The sequence below is a fragment of the Bacteroides sp. AF34-31BH genome (assembly GCF_003602795.1).
GTDB classification, from domain to species: Bacteria; Bacteroidota; Bacteroidia; order Bacteroidales; family Bacteroidaceae; genus Bacteroides; species Bacteroides uniformis.
Genome location: NZ_QTLV01000002.1, coordinates 298,333 through 316,088, shown reverse-complemented (window position 1 = coordinate 316,088; position 17,756 = coordinate 298,333). Strand labels below are relative to the sequence as shown.

At 42.8% G+C, this 17,756-nt stretch carries 13 protein-coding genes and 1 tRNA gene; 10 read left to right on the top strand and 4 right to left on the bottom strand.

Going from position 1 to position 17,756, the window contains the following annotated elements; genetic code table 11:
* Positions 1 to 19: 19 nt before the first annotated feature.
* Entirely contained in the window at positions 20 to 1,081 is a 1,062-nt protein-coding gene (locus tag DWZ67_RS04930) for a substrate-binding domain-containing protein (protein WP_044467637.1), read from the bottom strand.
* Positions 1,082 to 1,314: 233 nt separating this feature from the next.
* On the opposite strand from DWZ67_RS04930, the gene uxaC reads away from it, so the two are divergent.
* The gene (gene uxaC / locus DWZ67_RS04925; protein WP_120138259.1) at positions 1,315 to 2,721 is read left to right on the top strand and encodes a glucuronate isomerase; all 1,407 of its coding nucleotides are present in this window, start codon (positions 1,315 to 1,317) and stop codon (positions 2,719 to 2,721) included.
* A 42-nt stretch (positions 2,722 to 2,763) separates the two neighbouring features.
* On the opposite strand, the gene DWZ67_RS04920 is transcribed toward uxaC, so the two are convergent.
* Positions 2,764 to 3,453 carry an HAD family hydrolase gene (locus DWZ67_RS04920; protein ID WP_044468857.1) on the bottom strand — a complete coding sequence of 230 codons (690 nt, stop codon included), beginning with the start codon at positions 3,451 to 3,453 and terminating at the stop codon, positions 2,764 to 2,766.
* Between the two features lie 207 nt (positions 3,454 to 3,660).
* Here DWZ67_RS04920 and DWZ67_RS04915 point away from each other — a divergent pair, with 207 nt between their 5' ends.
* The 9 genes from DWZ67_RS04915 to DWZ67_RS04875 all read left to right on the top strand — a co-directional run bounded on the left by DWZ67_RS04915 (position 3,661) and on the right by DWZ67_RS04875 (position 14,701).
* Positions 3,661 to 5,043, top strand: a complete 1,383-nt coding sequence (locus tag DWZ67_RS04915; protein ID WP_120138257.1) for an MFS transporter — start codon at positions 3,661 to 3,663, stop codon at positions 5,041 to 5,043.
* Between the two features lie 82 nt (positions 5,044 to 5,125).
* Positions 5,126 to 5,929, top strand: a complete 804-nt coding sequence (locus tag DWZ67_RS04910; protein WP_025835841.1) for an MBL fold metallo-hydrolase — start codon at positions 5,126 to 5,128, stop codon at positions 5,927 to 5,929.
* A 93-nt stretch (positions 5,930 to 6,022) separates the two neighbouring features.
* Positions 6,023 to 6,095, top strand: a tRNA-Lys gene (locus DWZ67_RS04905).
* Positions 6,096 to 6,419: 324 nt separating this feature from the next.
* Positions 6,420 to 6,977, top strand: coding sequence for an NAD(P)H-dependent oxidoreductase (locus DWZ67_RS04900; RefSeq protein WP_120138255.1), 558 nt, complete (start codon positions 6,420 to 6,422; stop codon positions 6,975 to 6,977).
* A gap of 139 nt (positions 6,978 to 7,116) precedes the next feature.
* Complete coding sequence (locus DWZ67_RS04895; protein WP_035458035.1) at positions 7,117 to 9,372, top strand: bifunctional alpha,alpha-trehalose-phosphate synthase (UDP-forming)/trehalose-phosphatase; 2,256 nt, start codon at positions 7,117 to 7,119, stop codon at positions 9,370 to 9,372.
* 5 nt (positions 9,373 to 9,377) lie between these two features.
* A complete protein-coding gene (locus DWZ67_RS04890) occupies positions 9,378 to 11,168 on the top strand; it encodes a glycoside hydrolase family 15 protein (RefSeq protein WP_005825506.1) in 1,791 nt (596 codons plus the stop codon).
* 196 nt (positions 11,169 to 11,364) lie between these two features.
* Positions 11,365 to 12,861: a 4Fe-4S binding protein gene (locus DWZ67_RS04885; RefSeq protein ID WP_120138253.1), complete on the top strand. Its 1,497-nt coding sequence runs from the start codon at positions 11,365 to 11,367 to the stop codon at positions 12,859 to 12,861.
* Between the two features lie 21 nt (positions 12,862 to 12,882).
* On the top strand, positions 12,883 to 14,283 hold the full coding sequence (locus tag DWZ67_RS04880; RefSeq protein WP_009038429.1) for an aldo/keto reductase: 1,401 nt from the start codon (positions 12,883 to 12,885) through the stop codon (positions 14,281 to 14,283).
* A 1-nt stretch (position 14,284) separates the two neighbouring features.
* Positions 14,285 to 14,701, top strand: a complete 417-nt coding sequence (locus DWZ67_RS04875) for a DUF1893 domain-containing protein (protein WP_005825513.1) — start codon at positions 14,285 to 14,287, stop codon at positions 14,699 to 14,701.
* Positions 14,702 to 14,725: 24 nt separating this feature from the next.
* Here the strand turns inward: DWZ67_RS04875 and DWZ67_RS04870 are convergent, their stop codons facing one another.
* Both DWZ67_RS04870 and DWZ67_RS04865 read right to left on the bottom strand, forming a co-directional pair.
* Positions 14,726 to 16,435 carry a lipid A phosphoethanolamine transferase gene (locus tag DWZ67_RS04870; protein WP_120138251.1) on the bottom strand — a complete coding sequence of 570 codons (1,710 nt, stop codon included), beginning with the start codon at positions 16,433 to 16,435 and terminating at the stop codon, positions 14,726 to 14,728.
* Positions 16,422 to 17,615, bottom strand: a complete 1,194-nt coding sequence (locus tag DWZ67_RS04865; protein WP_117962492.1) for a BamA/TamA family outer membrane protein — start codon at positions 17,613 to 17,615, stop codon at positions 16,422 to 16,424. The genes DWZ67_RS04870 and DWZ67_RS04865 overlap by 14 nt, the downstream gene beginning before the upstream one ends.
* Between the last annotated feature and the right edge of the window lie 141 nt (positions 17,616 to 17,756).

Genomic DNA, 17,756 nt, shown 5'->3' with positions numbered 1-17,756 from the left:
TTGATATGTAATTTTTTAATTATTCAAACTCAAAGTAAAAGTCTATGTTTTCCTTCATCAATATGTCGATGGGCATGTATTTCACTGCAGTGACCGGTCTTTTAAATACCACGTGGTTGCATAAAGTCTTTACGCCACAATAGCCTTGCAGGCTTGGACGTTGACCGATGAGAAAGGTTACTTCACCGGTTTTCAGGAACTCTGTATTTTTGTGTAAAAGGTCATATCCCACAAGTCCTGCCAGCTTCCACCCCTTTTCGTGCAGATAACTTGCCACTTGATAAACACGGGAATTAAAAACAGCTCCCAGTACGGCTTGGGGATGTTCTTTAAAAAAAGCATCCAATATCCGTCTGTTGCCGTCAGTATCTTCCTTGTGCAACACAATGTCATGGATAGTCAAATCCTTATGTTCCTCGGAAAGGTATTGCATGAACCCCTCGAGGCGGCGTTGCATCTGGATTTCTGCCGGATTGTTTTTCTGATTGCTCAGGAATAACACAAGCTCCTGCCCTTTTTCATAGCTACGCATCAGAATCTTGGCAGCAATGTATCCGCTGGTTTTGGAATCTTGTCCGATATAACACAAGGCATGCGTCTGTTCAATATTGAAGTCTATGAATGCATAGGGAATATCCGCTTCCTCCAAATAAGTAGTGAGTTTTATGGTCTCCTCTCGGAAATTCGGGGCAACAAGTACGGCGTCGGCATTTTCCTCCCGGAGCACAGCACATGCTTCTTTATAGGAGGATTTGTCCGCATGCCGATAGTACAGATAGCTAACCCCAACATTGAACGGCCGTAATTCTTGTGCGGCACGGTCAATTCCCGCTGCTACAGCATGCCAATAATCATGTTCTATATAATAAGGTATAATGCAGACAATATGATAGCGCTTTTTAGCCGCCAGCCCGATGGCAAACATATTGGGATGATAATCTATCTCGTCGAGTACTTTCTGGACTTTTTCCCTACTGGAAACGGATACGTCTCCGCGGTTGTGCAGTACGCGGTCTACAGTGCCGGCAGAGACGCCGGCCATGCGTGCTATGTCTTTAATGGTATAGTTCTTGTTTTCCATCTTGAGGTATGCTGCCTAAGGCGGTAAAGGTGAGACGTCTGAAGCTTAAATATTATAAATATTCGCCGCAAAGATACGAATTATTTTGTTTCTCCAAGTAAAATTTCTACTTTTGTGTTCGATAACGGTTAATAAAACTAAAAACAATTATACGACCTATTAGCTTTACAATCAATACTATATAGGTGTAATAAATAGAAAGTAATATTTTTAGATACTTAAAACACAAGAAGATGAAAAACTTTATGGACGGAAACTTTCTGTTGCAAACGGAAACATCACAGAAGTTGTACCACGAGCATGCGGCTAAAATGCCGATTATCGACTATCATTGTCACTTGATTCCTCAAATGGTGGCGGAAGACTATCAGTTTAAGTCACTGACTCAGATTTGGTTGGGAGGTGACCACTACAAGTGGCGTGCCATGCGTACCAATGGTGTGGACGAACGTTTCTGTACCGGTAAGGATACTACAGATTGGGAAAAGTTTGAAAAGTGGGCCGAAACGGTACCTTATACTTTCCGTAATCCGTTGTACCACTGGACCCACCTTGAATTGAAGACCGCTTTTGGAATCGATAAAATTCTCAATCCTCATACGGCCTGTGAAATTTATGATGAATGTAATGAGAAGCTGAAACAGCCTGAATATTCCGCCCGTGGCATGATGCGCCGTTATCACGTGGAAGTGGTTTGTACTACAGATGATCCTATTGATTCCTTGGAATATCATATCAAGACACGCGAGAGCGGTTTTGAAATCAAGATGTTGCCTACTTGGCGTCCGGATAAGGCAATGGCGGTGGAAGTTCCTGCCGATTTTCGCGCATATGTAGAAAAGTTGGCCGAAGTGAGCGATGTGGCTATTTCCTGCTTTGACGATATGGTTGCTGCCTTGCGTAAGCGTCACGATTTTTTCGCGGAACAAGGATGTAAACTGTCTGACCACGGAATTGAAGAATTCTATGCCGAGGATTATACAGGAGCGGAAGTTAAGGCTATCTTTAACAAGGTATATGGCGGTACTGGATTGACGAAGGAGGAAATTCTGAAATTCAAGTCGGCCATGCTGGTTGTGTTCGGCGAAATGGATTGGGAGAAAGGTTGGACACAACAGTTCCATTATGGTGCTATTCGCAACAACAATAGTAAGATGTTCAAACTGTTAGGTCCTGATACCGGTTTTGATTCCATTGGCGAATTTACTACAGCAAAAGCTATGGCTAAATTTCTCGACCGCTTAAACTCCAATGGTAAGCTGACCAAGACTATTCTTTATAATTTGAATCCATGCGCCAACGAAGTCATTGCTACTATGCTGGGTAACTTCCAGGATGGTACGGTTGCCGGTAAGATTCAATTCGGTTCCGGTTGGTGGTTCCTTGACCAGAAGGATGGTATGGAAAAGCAGATGAATGCCCTTTCTGTACTGGGCTTATTGAGCCGATTTGTTGGTATGCTGACCGATTCCCGTTCCTTCCTCTCCTATCCGCGCCATGAATATTTCCGCCGTACATTGTGTAATCTTGTAGGCCGTGATGTAGAAAATGGTGAAATTCCTATTTCCGAGATGGAACGCGTAAACCAGATGATTGAAGATATCAGCTATTATAACGCTAAGAATTTCTTCCAATTCTAAAAAGCAATAGTAAGCTATAAGTTATGCAGTTTCACCCATAACTTATAGCTTATCTAATATTCCTTTGATACTATCCAATCGTATAAAATTGGGATGTCGTATTTCCCCTTCATGTTGCTCGTATGCCCAAGTCACGTGGTATGGTACATGGGCAGCGTATCCCCCAAGTTCCAATACCGGAAGTATGTCTGATTTTACAGAATTACCTATCATCAGGAGTTTTTCAGGCGGACAGCCCAATGTATCAATCAGCCTCTGGTAATCATCGATTTTCTTGTCACTCATAATTTCGATATGATGGAAATATTCTCGCAGTCCGGAAGCTTCTATTTTTCTTTTCTGGTCGAACAAGTCCCCCTTAGTGGCCAACACCAATTTATATTTCCCATGAAGTGACGATATGGTCTCCTTCACGCCTTCCAGTAGTGTAACCGGTTTCTGCAGAAGCTCTTGTCCCCATCCTATTACTTCATCTATAAGATGCATATTCCCGTTTCCGTCTGTCACTTTGCAGATGGTTTCAGTCATACTGAGCATTATGCTCTTCAGCCCATAGCCATACATATGCAGATTCTTCATTTCTGTTTCAAAAAACCTTTGTGATATGGATGAAGCAGGCAGATATTGCCTTAAAAGGTTACAGAATTTGTGCTCGAACTCCTGAATATAAAGTTCGCTTTCCCACAGTGTGTCATCAGCGTCAAAAGCTATAAATTCGATTTTATCTTTCATGAATGGTCGTTTTATAAAAGCGTCCAAAGATACGGAGTATTCTATATAAATGAAAAGATAAATAGTGATAAATGGGAAGTTAATATCTTGTCTGCAACTTATTAATATTGTGTTTGCAGAAAATTAATATCTTGCAAACACGATATTAATTTCCTATTTTTGCATTTATTTTTTCATTTAATACATAAATTTTAATCGTACAAAAGGATGATGACATCACCCCAACCCGCTTCCAAAGGCTTCAGCAGAGCTTTTTGGGTAAGCAGTACAGTAGAACTGTTCGAACGCATGGCATATTATGCTGTATTTATTGTTCTTACCATTTATCTTTCCAATATTTTAGGTTTCAATGATTTTGAGTCAAGCATGATTTCCGGTCTGTTTTCGGGAGGGCTCTATTTGTTGCCTATCTTTACGGGCGCATATGCCGATAAGATAGGTTTCCGAAAGTCGATGATTATTGCTTTCTCACTGCTTTCCATCGGGTATTTGGGCTTGGGATTGCTTCCCACCCTACTGGAAACAGCCGGTCTGGTGGAGTATGGCGAGACAACCCGTTTTTCAGGATTGCCGGATAGTAATGACCGCTGGATGATTGTCCCCGTATTGTTTGTTATCATGGTAGGAGGTTCGTTCATCAAGTCTATCATATCGGGATCGGTGGCTAAGGAAACAACAGAGGCTACCCGTGCTCGCGGCTATTCCATCTTCTATATGATGGTGAATATAGGAGCTTTTACCGGAAAAACGGTGGTCGACCCTCTACGGAATGTTATCGGTGAGCAAGCTTATATTTATATCAATTACTTCTCGGCTGCCATGACAGTGCTGGCATTATTGGCTGTCATCTTATTGTATAAATCGGCACATACAGCAGGTGAAGGGAAAAGCATGCGTGAAATTGGGCAAGGTTTTCTGCGTATTATCACTAATTGGCGTTTGTTGATTCTTATCCTCATCGTAACCGGCTTTTGGATGGTGCAGCAACAGCTCTATGCAACTATGCCCAAATATGTCATCCGTATGGCGGGTGAAACAGCCAAACCGGGGTGGATAGCCAATGTAAACCCGTTTGTAGTGGTTTGCTGCGTAAGTTTTATCACCCGGTGGATGGCAAAGCGCACAGCTATTACTTCTATGAATATAGGCATGTTTCTTATTCCGGTATCGGCATTGCTGATGGCATGCGGTAATTTGCTGGGCAACGATATTATTTCCGGCATGAGCAATATTACTTTGATGATGGTGTTTGGTATTGTTGTGCAAGCTTTGGCAGAATGTTTTATCTCACCGCGTTATCTGGAATACTTCTCTTTGCAGGCCCCAAAGGGCGAAGAAGGTATGTACCTCGGTTTCAGTCATCTTCATTCATTCCTCTCTTCTATTTTCGGATTCGGTATTGCGGGGGTGCTTCTGACAAAATATTGTCCTGATCCAGTCTTGTTTGAAACCCGCGAAGCGTGGGAAGCAGCCAGTGTCAATGCACATTATATCTGGTATTATTTCGCTGCTATAGGATTGGTTGCGGCAATAGCATTATTCGTTTTTGCCAAAACTACCGAATTCATCGACAAAAAGAAGAAGGCATAAGGTTTATATATTGCATACTTTTTGTATATTTGCCGTCACTTTTTTTAAAAGCGACGGCTTTTTTGTAATTAAGGAGATTAGGATGAAAGTAAAATTTATAAGCCTTGCCAGTGGAAGCAGCGGCAACTGTTATTATATAGGCACAGAAAAATATGGAATACTCATCGACGCCGGCATTGCAGTACGGACGATAAAAAAAGGACTGAAGGAAGCAGGTATCAGCATGGAAATGATACGTGCGGTATTTGTTACGCACGACCATGCAGATCATATTAAAGCGGTAGGCGGATTGGGTGAGAAACAGAATATTCCTATTTATACAACTGCCCGGATTCATGAGGGTATTAACCGGAGCTATTGCATGACAGAAAAGTTATATTCGTCTGTCCGTTACCTGGAAAAGCAGCAACCCATGCAGTTGGAAGATTTTCATATCGAATCTTTCGAGGTACCTCATGACGGCACGGACAATGTGGGCTATTGTATTGAGATAGACGGAAAAGTGTTTGCTTTTCTTACAGACCTTGGTGAAATTACTCCTACGGCCGCAGAATATATCAGAAAGGCCAATTATCTGATATTGGAAGCCAACTACGATGAGGAAATGTTACGCATGGGTACCTACCCCCAATACCTGAAAGAACGGATTACCAGCCGCACCGGACACATGAGTAATATTGCTACTGCTGAATTTCTTTCGGAAAATATGACGGAACATTTACAGTATATTTGGCTTTGCCATTTGAGCAAGGACAACAATCATCCTGAATTGGCATATAAAACAGTGGAATGGAAATTAAGGGAAAAAGGAATTATCGTAGGAAAGGATGTACAGTTGTGTGCTTTGAAGCGTACTACTCCTTCTGATTTATACGAGTTTGAATAAAAAATCCCATTTCATCGCAAAAAATACACCGTTTTGTTTGCACGAATAAAATAAAAGGACTACTTTTGCACCCGCAAACAAGAAATAAGGAATGCACTCTTAGCTCAGTTGGTAGAGCAACTGACTCTTAATCAGTGGGTCCAGGGTTCGAATCCCTGAGGGTGTACTTAAAAAAGGAACAACTACTGTTGTTCCTTTTTTAATTTGTCTTAACAAGAACATGCTTTGATGGGTATAAGCTCCTCATACGGAATCACTAGTAAATCTATATGGGGATGATACATTATTTTTCGTTAGTCCGCATAATAAATTCTTCAGAAGTTTGTTTTTATACCTTTGCCCTCACCCGCTTTCCGCCTCTTTCGTCACATTCGAAAATATATGTCAGAAAATGAAAGTAGGAAGAAAACTTTTATTTCCTCCTACTCGTATATCTATATTTTGTATATTTGTACACACATCAATGATTTTAAACTAAAAGAAAAACAATATGGATAAAGATTCAAAGCAAGTAGTGGTTCTTCTGACACATCCCAATATAAAAGAGTCGCGAGCTAACAAGGCATTGATGGATGCTATTAGTGACATGGGAGAGGTGGCCATATACAATTTATATGAGATGCGTGTGGAAGATGCTTTTAATGCAGAGATATGGAGCACTATCATATCGCATGCATCTGCGCTTGTATTTCAGTTTCCGTTCTATTGGATGTCGGCTCCTTCTTTATTGAAGAGATGGTTGGATGAAGTATTTACTTATCTGGCAAAAACTCCTGCTGTGGCTGGTAAGACATTGATGGTGGTCACTACTGCCGGCTCTGAACATGATGCTTATAGAAGCGGAGGAAGAAATCGTTTTACGGTGGATGAGTTGTTAAGACCTTATCAAGCAAGTGCTGTACATGCTGGAATGATATGGCAAACTCCTCTTGTAGTCTATGGAATGGGGACTTCGGAAGCTAGTAAAAATATAGCAGAAGGGATAAATTGCTATAAGCAAAGAATTGAAGCATTGGTGAAGAAAGACATTTTCAGTGATAATTGGTAATAGTAGGACCATATCGAAATGGAACATTCTTTTTCATTTTTGAATGTTTGTTTTTCTCTTTATCTTTTTCTAAAATACTGATTTTAAGCAATAAATAAAATATTGTATGAATTGGCATATTTCTTGTGTTAACTCATACATGAAACTTTATATTATATCAAACAGATTACCCGTTAAGGTTACCAAAGAGGATGAAACGTTCGTGTTTTCACGAAGTGAAGGCGGACTGGCTACCGGTTTGGACTCACTTCAGATTTCCTACGAAAAACATTGGATTGGATGGCCTGGAATATGCGTTGACAACGAAGAAAGTAAAGAGGAAATCACTTCTAGATTGGAAGGAATAAATTTCCACCCAGTATTCTTGTCCGAAATACAGATAAAGAATTATTATGAAGGCTATAGTAATAGTACTATTTGGCCATTATGTCACTACTTTTTTGTTTATACGCTGTATCGGAACTCTTTCTGGCAATCGTATCAGGAAGTGAACCAGTTGTTCTGCGATGCCATTTGCCGCGTGATACGTCCAGGTGATAAGGTGTGGATTCAAGACTATCAGTTAATGCTGCTTCCCGGAATGCTTCGGAAGGTTTACCCGGATTTAAATATCGGATATTTCCATCATATCCCTTTTCCTTCCTATGAACTTTTCCGGATATTACCGGAGCGTGCAGAAATCCTGAAAGGATTATTGGGTGCTGACTTTATAGCTTTCCATACTCATGACTATATGCGGCATTTTATCAGTGCTGTCGAACGGGTATTGCGTATTGACTTTAAACTGGACGAAGCACAACTCGGGAATAGAGTAGTTAGGACCGACGCTCTTCCTATGGGAATCAACTACGGACTGTATCACAATGCTTCTTCCAGACCGGAAGTACGGCGGGCGATAGACCGTACACGGAAATTTTTCGGGAATCATAAGTTGATTCTTTCTGTAGACCGCTTGGATTATAGCAAAGGCATTCTGCACCGTTTATGGGGATTTGCTGCTTTTTTAGAATGTCATCCTGAATATTGTGGAAAAGTTACATTGGCAATGGTCATTGTTCCATCACGTGACCATGTAGATAGTTATGCTGAGCTAAAAACCAAGATTGACGAAGAAATAGGTTCTATAAACGGACAGTATTCTACGATGGACTGGACTCCGGTTTGCTATTTCTATCACGGTTTTTCATTTGAAGAACTGGTGGCAATGTACTATATAGCTGATGTAGCTTTGGTAACTCCACTTCGTGATGGCATGAATTTGGTTGCCAAGGAATATGTAGCCTCGAAAAATAATAATCCGGGTGTTTTGATTTTGAGTGAAATGGCAGGTGCAGCTATTGAGATGACGGATGCATTGTTGATTAACCCCAATGACACTGAGGAGATAAAGCAGGCCATTTGTCGGGCTTTGGAGATGCCCGAACAGGAACAACTGAAACGCTTGCAACACATGCAGAAAATTATTTCCGTACAAACGGTTAATAAGTGGGCGGCAGACTTTGTAAGTGAATGGAGCGATACGTGCCGTAAGAATGAACAGCTTCGTAAGAAAAGGATATCCGCCGGTATTATTGGTGCCATCAAAATGAAATATAACCAGGCTAAGCAACGGCTTATCTTGCTGGATTATGACGGAACGTTGGCGTCGCTCAAGACACGACCGGAAAATGCTAAGCCCACCCCTGAACTCATTGCCACATTGCAGAAGCTGGTTTCCGACCCGGCCAACCATGTTGTTGTGAATAGTGGTCGCGACCATTTTACTTTAGAAAAATGGTTGGGAAATTTACCGATTGCAATGGCTGCGGAACATGGTGCTTTCTATAAGGAAAATGGCATCTGGCACAAAAACATAAACAAAGCGGAATGGAGTTCCGGATTGGTGTCCATCTTGAAGCTTTTTGTCGAAAAGACGCCTCGTTCCCACCTTGAAGTCAAGGAAACGGCTTTGGCATGGCATTACCGGGAAAGTGATGCATGGTTAGGAGCTTTGCGGGCACAGCAACTTATCAATGTGCTGGTTAACATCTGTATACAGCAAAAGCTGCAAATCATACAAGGAGATAAAGTGGTGGAGATTAAGTCTCCCGATTATAATAAAGGTTCCGAAGTGAGACGCCAGTTGGAAAAGAAACATTATGACTTTATCATAGCTATGGGAGATGATACTACGGATGAAGATATGTTCAAAGCTTTGCCGGTGAATGCAGTGACAATCAAGGTGGGATATGTGTCGGAGGCAGCAAGCTATAATATGCCATCACAAACGGAAGTCCTGCCTTTTCTTCAAATTCTGGCGAACAAGAAAGACATGAAACAACCCATTGGCGAGAATGTCAAAACAAGCTTGAAAGGGGTATTCGATTTTTTCAGAGACTTGTTAAAAACAAAATAGTAAAAATGAGTAATTTAAATTATGGGGTAGTAGGCAATTGTCGGACTGCCGCACTTATATCCGAAAAAGGCAGCATAGACTGGTTGTGTTTTCCCGATTTTGATTCTCCGTCTATCTTTGCATCACTACTTGATCGGGAAAGAGGAGGAAGTTTTGGATTTGACGTTACAGAAGACTATCATATCTCACAATCTTACGTTCCTCACACTAACATATTGTCTACTTCTTTTTCTTCGAAAGAGGGAGAATTTGTCGTACTTGATTACATGCCTTATTACCGTTCCTGCGAAAATGCCCATTATCTTCCGGCAGAATTGTATCGATATGTGAGGTGGATAAAAGGTAAGCCCCGTTTCAAAGTAAACTATGTCCCTGCTCCCAATTATGCGCAAGGTAAAGTGATTCATAATGTCACTTCTGAATTTATAGAAAGCTATTGTTCTTCTGATAATAAAGATAGACAATATTTGTATTCTTCCCTTCCTTTGCAGAACATCGAACAGAAAAAAGAAATTATATTGGAAAAAGATGAGTTCTTTCTTTTGTCATACAATGAAAAGGTCATTCCGGTGGACATTGAACGGGAAAAAATTGAATATTGCCGTACTTTGGTTTATTGGCTTAATTGGACCAACCGTACTAAGAAATATTCTCTCTATAATGATGTGATAGAAAGAAGCATGCTGGTTTTGAAACTGATGTCTTACTATAACGGAGCCGTACTGGCCGCCCTTACTACCAGTTTGCCCGAATCCGTCGGCGAAGTACGTAATTGGGATTATCGGTTCTGTTGGTTGAGGGATGCCTCCATGTCTATCGAAACTTTGTTCCAGATAGGCCATATAGGAGCAGCAAGACGTTTTATGAAGTTCATACAGTCCACTTTCGTATCCAAGCACGAATCCTATCAGATAATGTACGGCATTCGGGGAGAAAGGCAGCTGACCGAGATTATTCTGGAGCATTTGTCCGGATATAAGAATTCCAAACCAGTACGGATAGGTAATGATGCTTACCATCAAAAGCAGAATGACTCGTTCGGTTATCTGATGGATTTGATTTACCAGTACTATCGGCTGATGCCCGGTACATTAGACGAAATAGAGGATATGTGGGAAATGGTAAAGAGCATTCTTTCCACGGTAATGGAAGATTGGAAGAAACCAGATAAGGGGATATGGGAAATCAGAGGAGAAAGCCGCCATTTTGTTTCATCCAAAGTGATGTGTTGGGTGGCTTTGGACCGTGGTGCAAAGATAGCTTCCATGCTCAATAAATACGGTTATAGTGAACGTTGGCAAAAGGAAGCTGACAAGGTATGGCAGGATGTAATGACATATGGATGGAAGGAAGAACTTCAAAGTTTCTCGCAGACTTATGATAATATGGCAATGGATTCCTCTTTGCTGTTGATGGAACCTTACGGTTTTATTGCAGCAGACGATATCCGATACCATAAGACAGTGAAGGCTGTGAAAAAAGCTCTTTTGCATAAGGGATTGATGTACCGGTATAACAGCGAAGATGATTTCGGGCTTCCTTCCTCGGCTTTTACCATTTGCACTTTTTGGCTGATACGTGCGCTTTTTGTTATCGGAGAAAAGGAAGAAGCCCGTTGTTTGTTTGATGATGTTCTGACATATTCCAATCATTTGGGATTATTCAGTGAGGATATTGATTTTAATACGAAGGAACAACTGGGGAATTTTCCACAAGCTTATTCGCATTTGGCATTAGTCAATACGGCTATTCTGTTTGCAGAAGAAAATAAGAGATTGGCTTTTATCCGGCCGTAACGAGGAGGGGAACTTAATTAATACTGCAAATGGGAGCATTTTGTATTTGTCCTTCTTTCTTTCGTTTTTAATTCCATTGAATGATGATACCTTTCTTTTTTTATGTATTTTTGCATAAATAAAATTTCACTATTTCGGCAGTTGTTTTGTACTCATATCGCTGATATAGTTTAGGAACTCAAAATAAAGGATTATCATGTTACGGAAGATTAGACTGACTTTTGCAATGATTTGCTTTGTACTCATCACCTTGTTGTTCCTTGATTTTACGGGAACGTTGCATGGGTGGTTCGGCTGGTTGGCCAAAATCCAGTTTTTGCCGGCTGTATTGGCGCTAAATGTGGGAGTGATATTGTTTCTTGTAATTCTCACTTTGGTATGCGGGCGTATCTATTGTTCTGTGATTTGTCCCTTAGGGGTATTTCAGGATATACTGGCATGGCTGGGCCGGCAACCTAAAAAACGCAGGAAGCTTCCTTACTCTTATTCTCCGGCCTTATCTTGGCTGCGCTATGGCGTATTGGATGTGTTTATCATTGCTTTGATTGCCGGAATTGGTTCATTGGCTGCTCTACTTGCACCCTATAGTGCATACGGACGTATTGCCAATAATCTTTTTCAACCTATATGGCAATGGGGCAACAATCTGCTTGCTTATCTGGCTGAACGGGCAGACAGTTATGCCTTTTATGAAACGGATGTATGGTTGAAGAGCCTGCCGACTTTTATTATTGCTGCCGCTACTTTGGCTGTGCTTGTTGTTCTGGCCGGACGCAACGGACGAACCTATTGTAATACGATTTGCCCGGTAGGAACGGTCTTGGGCTTCCTTTCACGTTATTCGCTTTTCCGCATCACAATAGATTCGGAAAAGTGCAACCAATGCAGTCTTTGTTCACGCAACTGCAAGGCAGCCTGCATCAACTTTAAGGAGCATCAGATTGATGCAAGCCGGTGTGTGGTTTGCATGAACTGCATTGAGAAGTGCAAGCATGGAGCCATTTCCTACAAGTATCATCCTTTCGGTAAACCTGCTGCGGGCAAGGCAGATTCGGAACAGATAAACGAAACCCGCCGCAGTTTTTTCACAGCAACGGCTCTGGTTGCAGCCACTTCTGTTTTAAAAGCGCAGGAAAAGAAAGTAGACGGAGGACTGGCAGCCATTGAAGATAAGAAGATTCCTAAGCGAAGCACTCCCCTCACTCCTCCCGGCTCATTGAGTGCCCGCAATATGGCGCAACACTGCACGGCCTGCCAGCTCTGTGTGTCGGCATGTCCCAATCAGGTTCTTCGTCCTTCTGCAGACTTAAGGAAATTGATGCAACCGGAAATGTCATACGAACGCGGCTATTGTAGACCGGAATGTACAAAATGTTCGGAGGTATGTCCTGCAGGGGCTATCCGTCCGATAACCAAAGCTGATAAATCATCCGTTCAGATAGGGCATGCCGTGTGGGTAAAGAAAAATTGCATACCACTGACGGATGGTGTGCAGTGTGGCAACTGTGCACGCCATTGTCCGACGGGAGCCATACAAATGGTGCCGAGTATACCTGAAGACAAGGATTCTCCAAAGATTCCGGTAATCAATGTGGAGCGTTGTATCGGCTGCGGGGCATGTGAGAATCTTTGTCCGGCCCGTCCGTTCAGTGCCATCTATGTGGAAGGACATGAAAGACATCGAATTATATAACAAAGTAGAATTTCTATAAGTATGGAAGAACATCATAAAAACAATATGAACCGTCGTGATTTCTTGAAGATAGTGGGAATTACAACCGCCACATCTACTGCTGCCCTCTATGGATGTGGTTCTAAGGAAGGAAGCAGTGAAGGCAGTAAAGTATTGGGCCCCATTCCGACGGATAAAATGACCTATCGTAGTTTTCCTGGTTTGGGGAGTGACAAAGTTTCTATTTTAGGATATGGCTGTATGCGCTGGCCTACCGTTCCTGCTCCGGATGGAAAAGGGGAAATGATAGACCAGGATGCTGTAAACGAACTGGTGGATTATGCCATTGCCCATGGCGTGAATTATTTCGATACGTCTCCGATGTATGTACAAGGATGGAGTGAGAAGTCTACGGGAATAGCTCTGAAACGCCATCCACGCGAATCGTTCTATCTTGCCACCAAACTATCCAATTTTCATCCTGATACCTGGACTCGCGAGGGTTCCATCGCCATGTACCGTAAGTCGTTCGAGGATATGCAGGTGGACTATATAGACTACTATCTGCTACACATGATTGGTGGCGGTGGCATGGAGCAATTCCGCAAACGCTACATAGACAACGGTATGATTGATTTTCTTGTCAAGGAGCGTGAAGCAGGACGCATCCGCCGTTTGGGATGGTCGTTCCACGGAGATATCGAAGTCTATGACTATGCCTTGCAGATGCATGACCGTGGTGAAGTTCATTGGGACTTTGTACAAATACAGTTGAATTATGTGGACTGGAAACATGCTTCGGGCAGCAACTTCAAGGCAGAGTATCTGTATGACGAGCTGGCCAAGCGTAAGATCCCTGCTGTCATTATGGAGCCTCTGCTGGGTGGGCGGCTCTCCAATGTCCCCGACCATATTGTGGCACGGCTGAAGCAGCGCGAACCCGAACGCAGTGTGGCGTCTTGGGCATTCCGTTATGCCGGTTCTCCCCAGGATGTACTGACAGTGCTGAGCGGCATGACTTATATGGAACATTTGCAGGATAACATCCGTACTTACTCTCCATTGGTACCACTCACAGAAGAAGAAACTCAGTATCTGTATGATACGGCAGATTTGATGATGGAGTACCCCACCATACCTTGCAACGACTGCAAGTACTGCATGCCTTGCCCGTATGGAATTGACATTCCTGCCATCTTGATACATTACAATAAATGTGTCAATGAAGGAAATGTGCCGGAAAGCAGCCAGGATGAGAATTATCGGAAAGCACGTCGTGCTTTTCTCGTAGGATATGACCGAAGTGTACCCAAACTGAGGCAGGCCGACCATTGTACCGGGTGCAACCAGTGTTCTCCGCATTGCCCGCAAACGATTGATATTCCCAAAGAACTGCATCGTATTGACAAATTTGTAGAACAGTTGAAACAAGAGACTTTATAAAATGGAGAGTATCATTGACATACTGCACAAGGGAGGATACTCTTGTGTTATGAAGAACCGGGAGGAAGTCCGTACTTTCACCCAACGGGGAGTAGCGGATTTGTATGATTTGTACCAGGCAGATTCTGCATTTATGAAGGGGGCTGCCATTGCCGATAAGGTTATAGGGAAAGGTGCCGCTGCTTTGATGGTACTGGGAGGCTTTAAAACGGTCTATGCCGATATAATCAGCACTCCTGCGCTGGCATTGCTGTGCGAAGCAGGAATTGAAACGACTTTTGCCCAAGAGGTTCCCCATATCATTAACCGTGACAAGACCGGCTGGTGCCCGTTGGAGACGGCTTGCATGGAGCTGAATACGGTAGAGGAGATGTATCCGGTGATTCAGAATTTTATATCAAGAATCAGGGCAAAATAGCAACAGCCTGCTCTCTTTCCCTGATTACCTGATGCCTTTCTCTTCCAGCATCTTGAAGTCTTCCTTGAGCATACCGACATCATCCAGTGTGCGGGCTTCATTGTGGTCGTTCAGATAGACTCTGGGTCTTTCGATAAACAGAGCGCTGGTGACAGATAAAGAGTCATTCCGGTATGGGGTCTCCACTCCACCTATTTCCAGCATTGTCTGGAAGAATGAGGCACTGGAAGATACATTCTTCTGCCTATTGGCTTGTGCGGCCTCCAATAACGATGGGTATCTCTGCCGGTAGTTTTCGGACATCCAAATAAAGAATGGCACATGTATCTGATAATAGGAAGGTACCGGTGAAGCATGCAGAAAGAGATGCCGGTTGTCATCGAAAATATCTTCTCCATGGTCTGAAGTGTATATCAGGGCAGAATTGACATGTTGTTCTTGAAGCATATCTATCAGACGAACCAGAAAATTATCCGTGTAGCGGATAGAATTGTCATAGGCATTGATCAGGTTGTCTTTGTATTTCACTTCCGCATCAACGGGCATGTCCGGCAGGAAGAAAGCCTGCTCTGCCGGATAGCGCTCTTTATAATTAAAATGAGAACCGTAAGTGTGGAGAACTATAAATTGCCTGGAAACCCTGGAAACTCCTTTGCCCAGTTCTTTTGCTACCAGTTTCAACAGTTCGTCATCAGAGGGGTTGTAATTGGAATCCCCCACATCTTCTTTAATGAAATCATACGTGTCGGCTTCTTTGCCGAAGAAGTCTATAAATGAGTGGTTATAGCGCTGGTTCGAGAAAAAGGCGGTCTGGTAACCGGCTTCCTTGAATGCTGTGATAATCCCTTTTTGATAATAGATGGAATCAAAACTGGAAGCACTGACCGGCGACAGCAACATCGGAACACTCTTGTGGGTGGTGTTTGATTCTGTCAGCACATGGCTGAAAGCTGTCAGTCCGCCAATGCCCGACAGTCCCGGGTTAGTCTCCCGTTCGTAGCCGTACAAGGCCCAGTTGCATGCCCGTGAGGTTTCTCCCACCACCATTACATATACTTCCCTTTCATCAGCCTGATGAGTACTTCTAGCATGAAAGGTAAAATCTTTAGAGGTCTTGCGATAATTCCGCGTCTGGGCCGTCCGTTGAAAAGCAAGTGCTATGTTGTAGCATACGTTGGCAGGATACAGTTCGGATTTCGGCTCATACCGGTCATCTGTCAAATAAGCAGTGCCTAAGGATAATATTCCGGCAGACAACACATACAGAGTGCGACGGCGAGCTTGCCGGATGAATGCTTCGGACAGTCTGCGTTTGTGTACAATGGATATGGTTGCCAGAATTAATGCAGGTATATAGAGCACTACCACAATAACGATGGCAGGTATCAGATTGTCCAGCAGTTCCAGCGCCTCGCTCGAATTGGTTGTCACCAGATTCAGAAACATATCCACTGCGATAATGGACTGACCGAAAAGATACAGCAATACAAGCTGGAAGGCTCCGAAGAAGATGAACGGAAATAGCAGCCAGAATGTCCTGCCACAGTTTCTCGACCAAGCCATTACAGCATAATATATAGAAAGGGGTAGCAGGATATTACATATCTTTGCCGTCCATGATATGGGTTCTGTAAAGCATAGCACTACATTGGGCACTATCAGAATGACCAGAAACAGATAGAACAAATGTTCCTGATTGTCGAACCATTTTTTTATGTCTCTAAAAAGCTTCATTGATATTGAATATAAATCCGGTCTGGTGTTTGCCAAAACCTAAATCCAAACGTACGTTTACTCTCTTTTTGAACTCCCAGCGGTAGCCGAAACCATAATTAGGAAGAATATGCCTGGCCTCCAATTCCGAGAAATTCGGGAATATGGTTCCCGCCCCTACCCATACGGCAACTCCATTTCGCTTCCATACATGTTGGCGTAGTTCCAGCTGGACATCCATTGCACACTTGTCACGGTAGCGCCCCTCATAATAGCCACGCATAGAATAGGAACTTCCCAATGTTGCCATCAGTCCCCAGGGCGGATTTCCGTAGTTCAGCAGAGTATGGAACTGGCCTGCCAACACCCCACCCTTCCACACGGACTGGTAATAGCTGGTCGTCAGTTCCGTATTGCTGAATGCATATTTATTTCCCAAAAAGGCCGGACTGAAGCGCTGGTCTATCCGTAGGTAATATCCTTTATAGGCATTTGTCAGAAAATCGCGTGAATCATACAACAAGGAAAACCCCAAGCTCACGTTGGTGCTACGCGCTTTCATTCCTTTCCATAATTCCGGTTTTTCAAAGTCATGTCCATACACGTAATCAAATGTTGTCATCGGACCGATATAAAAGTTACGTGCCATCCGGAACATGAAGTCCACCTTAACCTGCGCCTGAAAGCGATCGTATTCACTCTCATTGTCATCATTGGCTCCATTGTCATATCCTTGTCCCCAGTAAAGGCTTGGGAAAGAATAGAAATACAGATTGTAGTTCAACCGGTATTTGTCTTGGGGAAACAGATGGTTTCCACGTACTCCCAGCAAATAGAATCCCACTGTGGAGACATCCCCATACAGAGAGACATTGGACGGAGGGAGAATACTATCGTTCCGGTCGGTACGGTAGAGTCCTGCCGCCACCAGTCCGATTCCAAATTTGGTGTCACTGGAATAATGAGGCCCGCCTATAATGCTGAAATCAAATTTCTTGTTTTTCTTTTCTTTGTTGGCATCGTTGAAGTAATTCAAAATTTTTCCGAAAAAACTGCGTTTCTTGGGAAGCGAGTCTATCGGATACGTAGAAATTGAGTCCACAGAGTTTTTTGCTTCTGCAAGGTGTGTTTGTGCATGAACAGCCGTTTCTGTAATCAGCATCAATATTGGTAATATCCATTTTGTCAATTTAGTGTCCATTACTTGTAGAAAACTTCCGTGGCAAAGTTAGTTTTTATGTTCTTCATTACAACAATGTTACTGTTCTTTTTGTTTCCAATTTTTCTCTTTTAATGTTCATTTCTACATTGCATGTGGGGTTCACTCTTTTTAACTACATCA

Bases quoted from the DNA above. Each gene is read 5' to 3' on its own strand.
- DWZ67_RS04930 (WP_044467637.1), bottom strand. From the start codon at position 1,081: ATGGAAAACAAGAACTATACCATTAAAGACATAGCACGCATGGCCGGC.
- uxaC (WP_120138259.1), top strand. From the start codon at position 1,315: ATGAAAAACTTTATGGACGGAAACTTTCTGTTGCAAACGGAAACATCA.
- DWZ67_RS04920 (WP_044468857.1), bottom strand. From the start codon at position 3,453: ATGAAAGATAAAATCGAATTTATAGCTTTTGACGCTGATGACACACTG.
- DWZ67_RS04915 (WP_120138257.1), top strand. From the start codon at position 3,661: ATGATGACATCACCCCAACCCGCTTCCAAAGGCTTCAGCAGAGCTTTT.
- DWZ67_RS04910 (WP_025835841.1), top strand. From the start codon at position 5,126: ATGAAAGTAAAATTTATAAGCCTTGCCAGTGGAAGCAGCGGCAACTGT.
- DWZ67_RS04900 (WP_120138255.1), top strand. From the start codon at position 6,420: ATGGATAAAGATTCAAAGCAAGTAGTGGTTCTTCTGACACATCCCAAT.
- DWZ67_RS04895 (WP_035458035.1), top strand. From the start codon at position 7,117: ATGAAACTTTATATTATATCAAACAGATTACCCGTTAAGGTTACCAAA.
- DWZ67_RS04890 (WP_005825506.1), top strand. From the start codon at position 9,378: ATGAGTAATTTAAATTATGGGGTAGTAGGCAATTGTCGGACTGCCGCA.
- DWZ67_RS04885 (WP_120138253.1), top strand. From the start codon at position 11,365: ATGTTACGGAAGATTAGACTGACTTTTGCAATGATTTGCTTTGTACTC.
- DWZ67_RS04880 (WP_009038429.1), top strand. From the start codon at position 12,883: ATGGAAGAACATCATAAAAACAATATGAACCGTCGTGATTTCTTGAAG.
- DWZ67_RS04875 (WP_005825513.1), top strand. From the start codon at position 14,285: ATGGAGAGTATCATTGACATACTGCACAAGGGAGGATACTCTTGTGTT.
- DWZ67_RS04870 (WP_120138251.1), bottom strand. From the start codon at position 16,435: ATGAAGCTTTTTAGAGACATAAAAAAATGGTTCGACAATCAGGAACAT.
- DWZ67_RS04865 (WP_117962492.1), bottom strand. From the start codon at position 17,615: ATGGACACTAAATTGACAAAATGGATATTACCAATATTGATGCTGATT.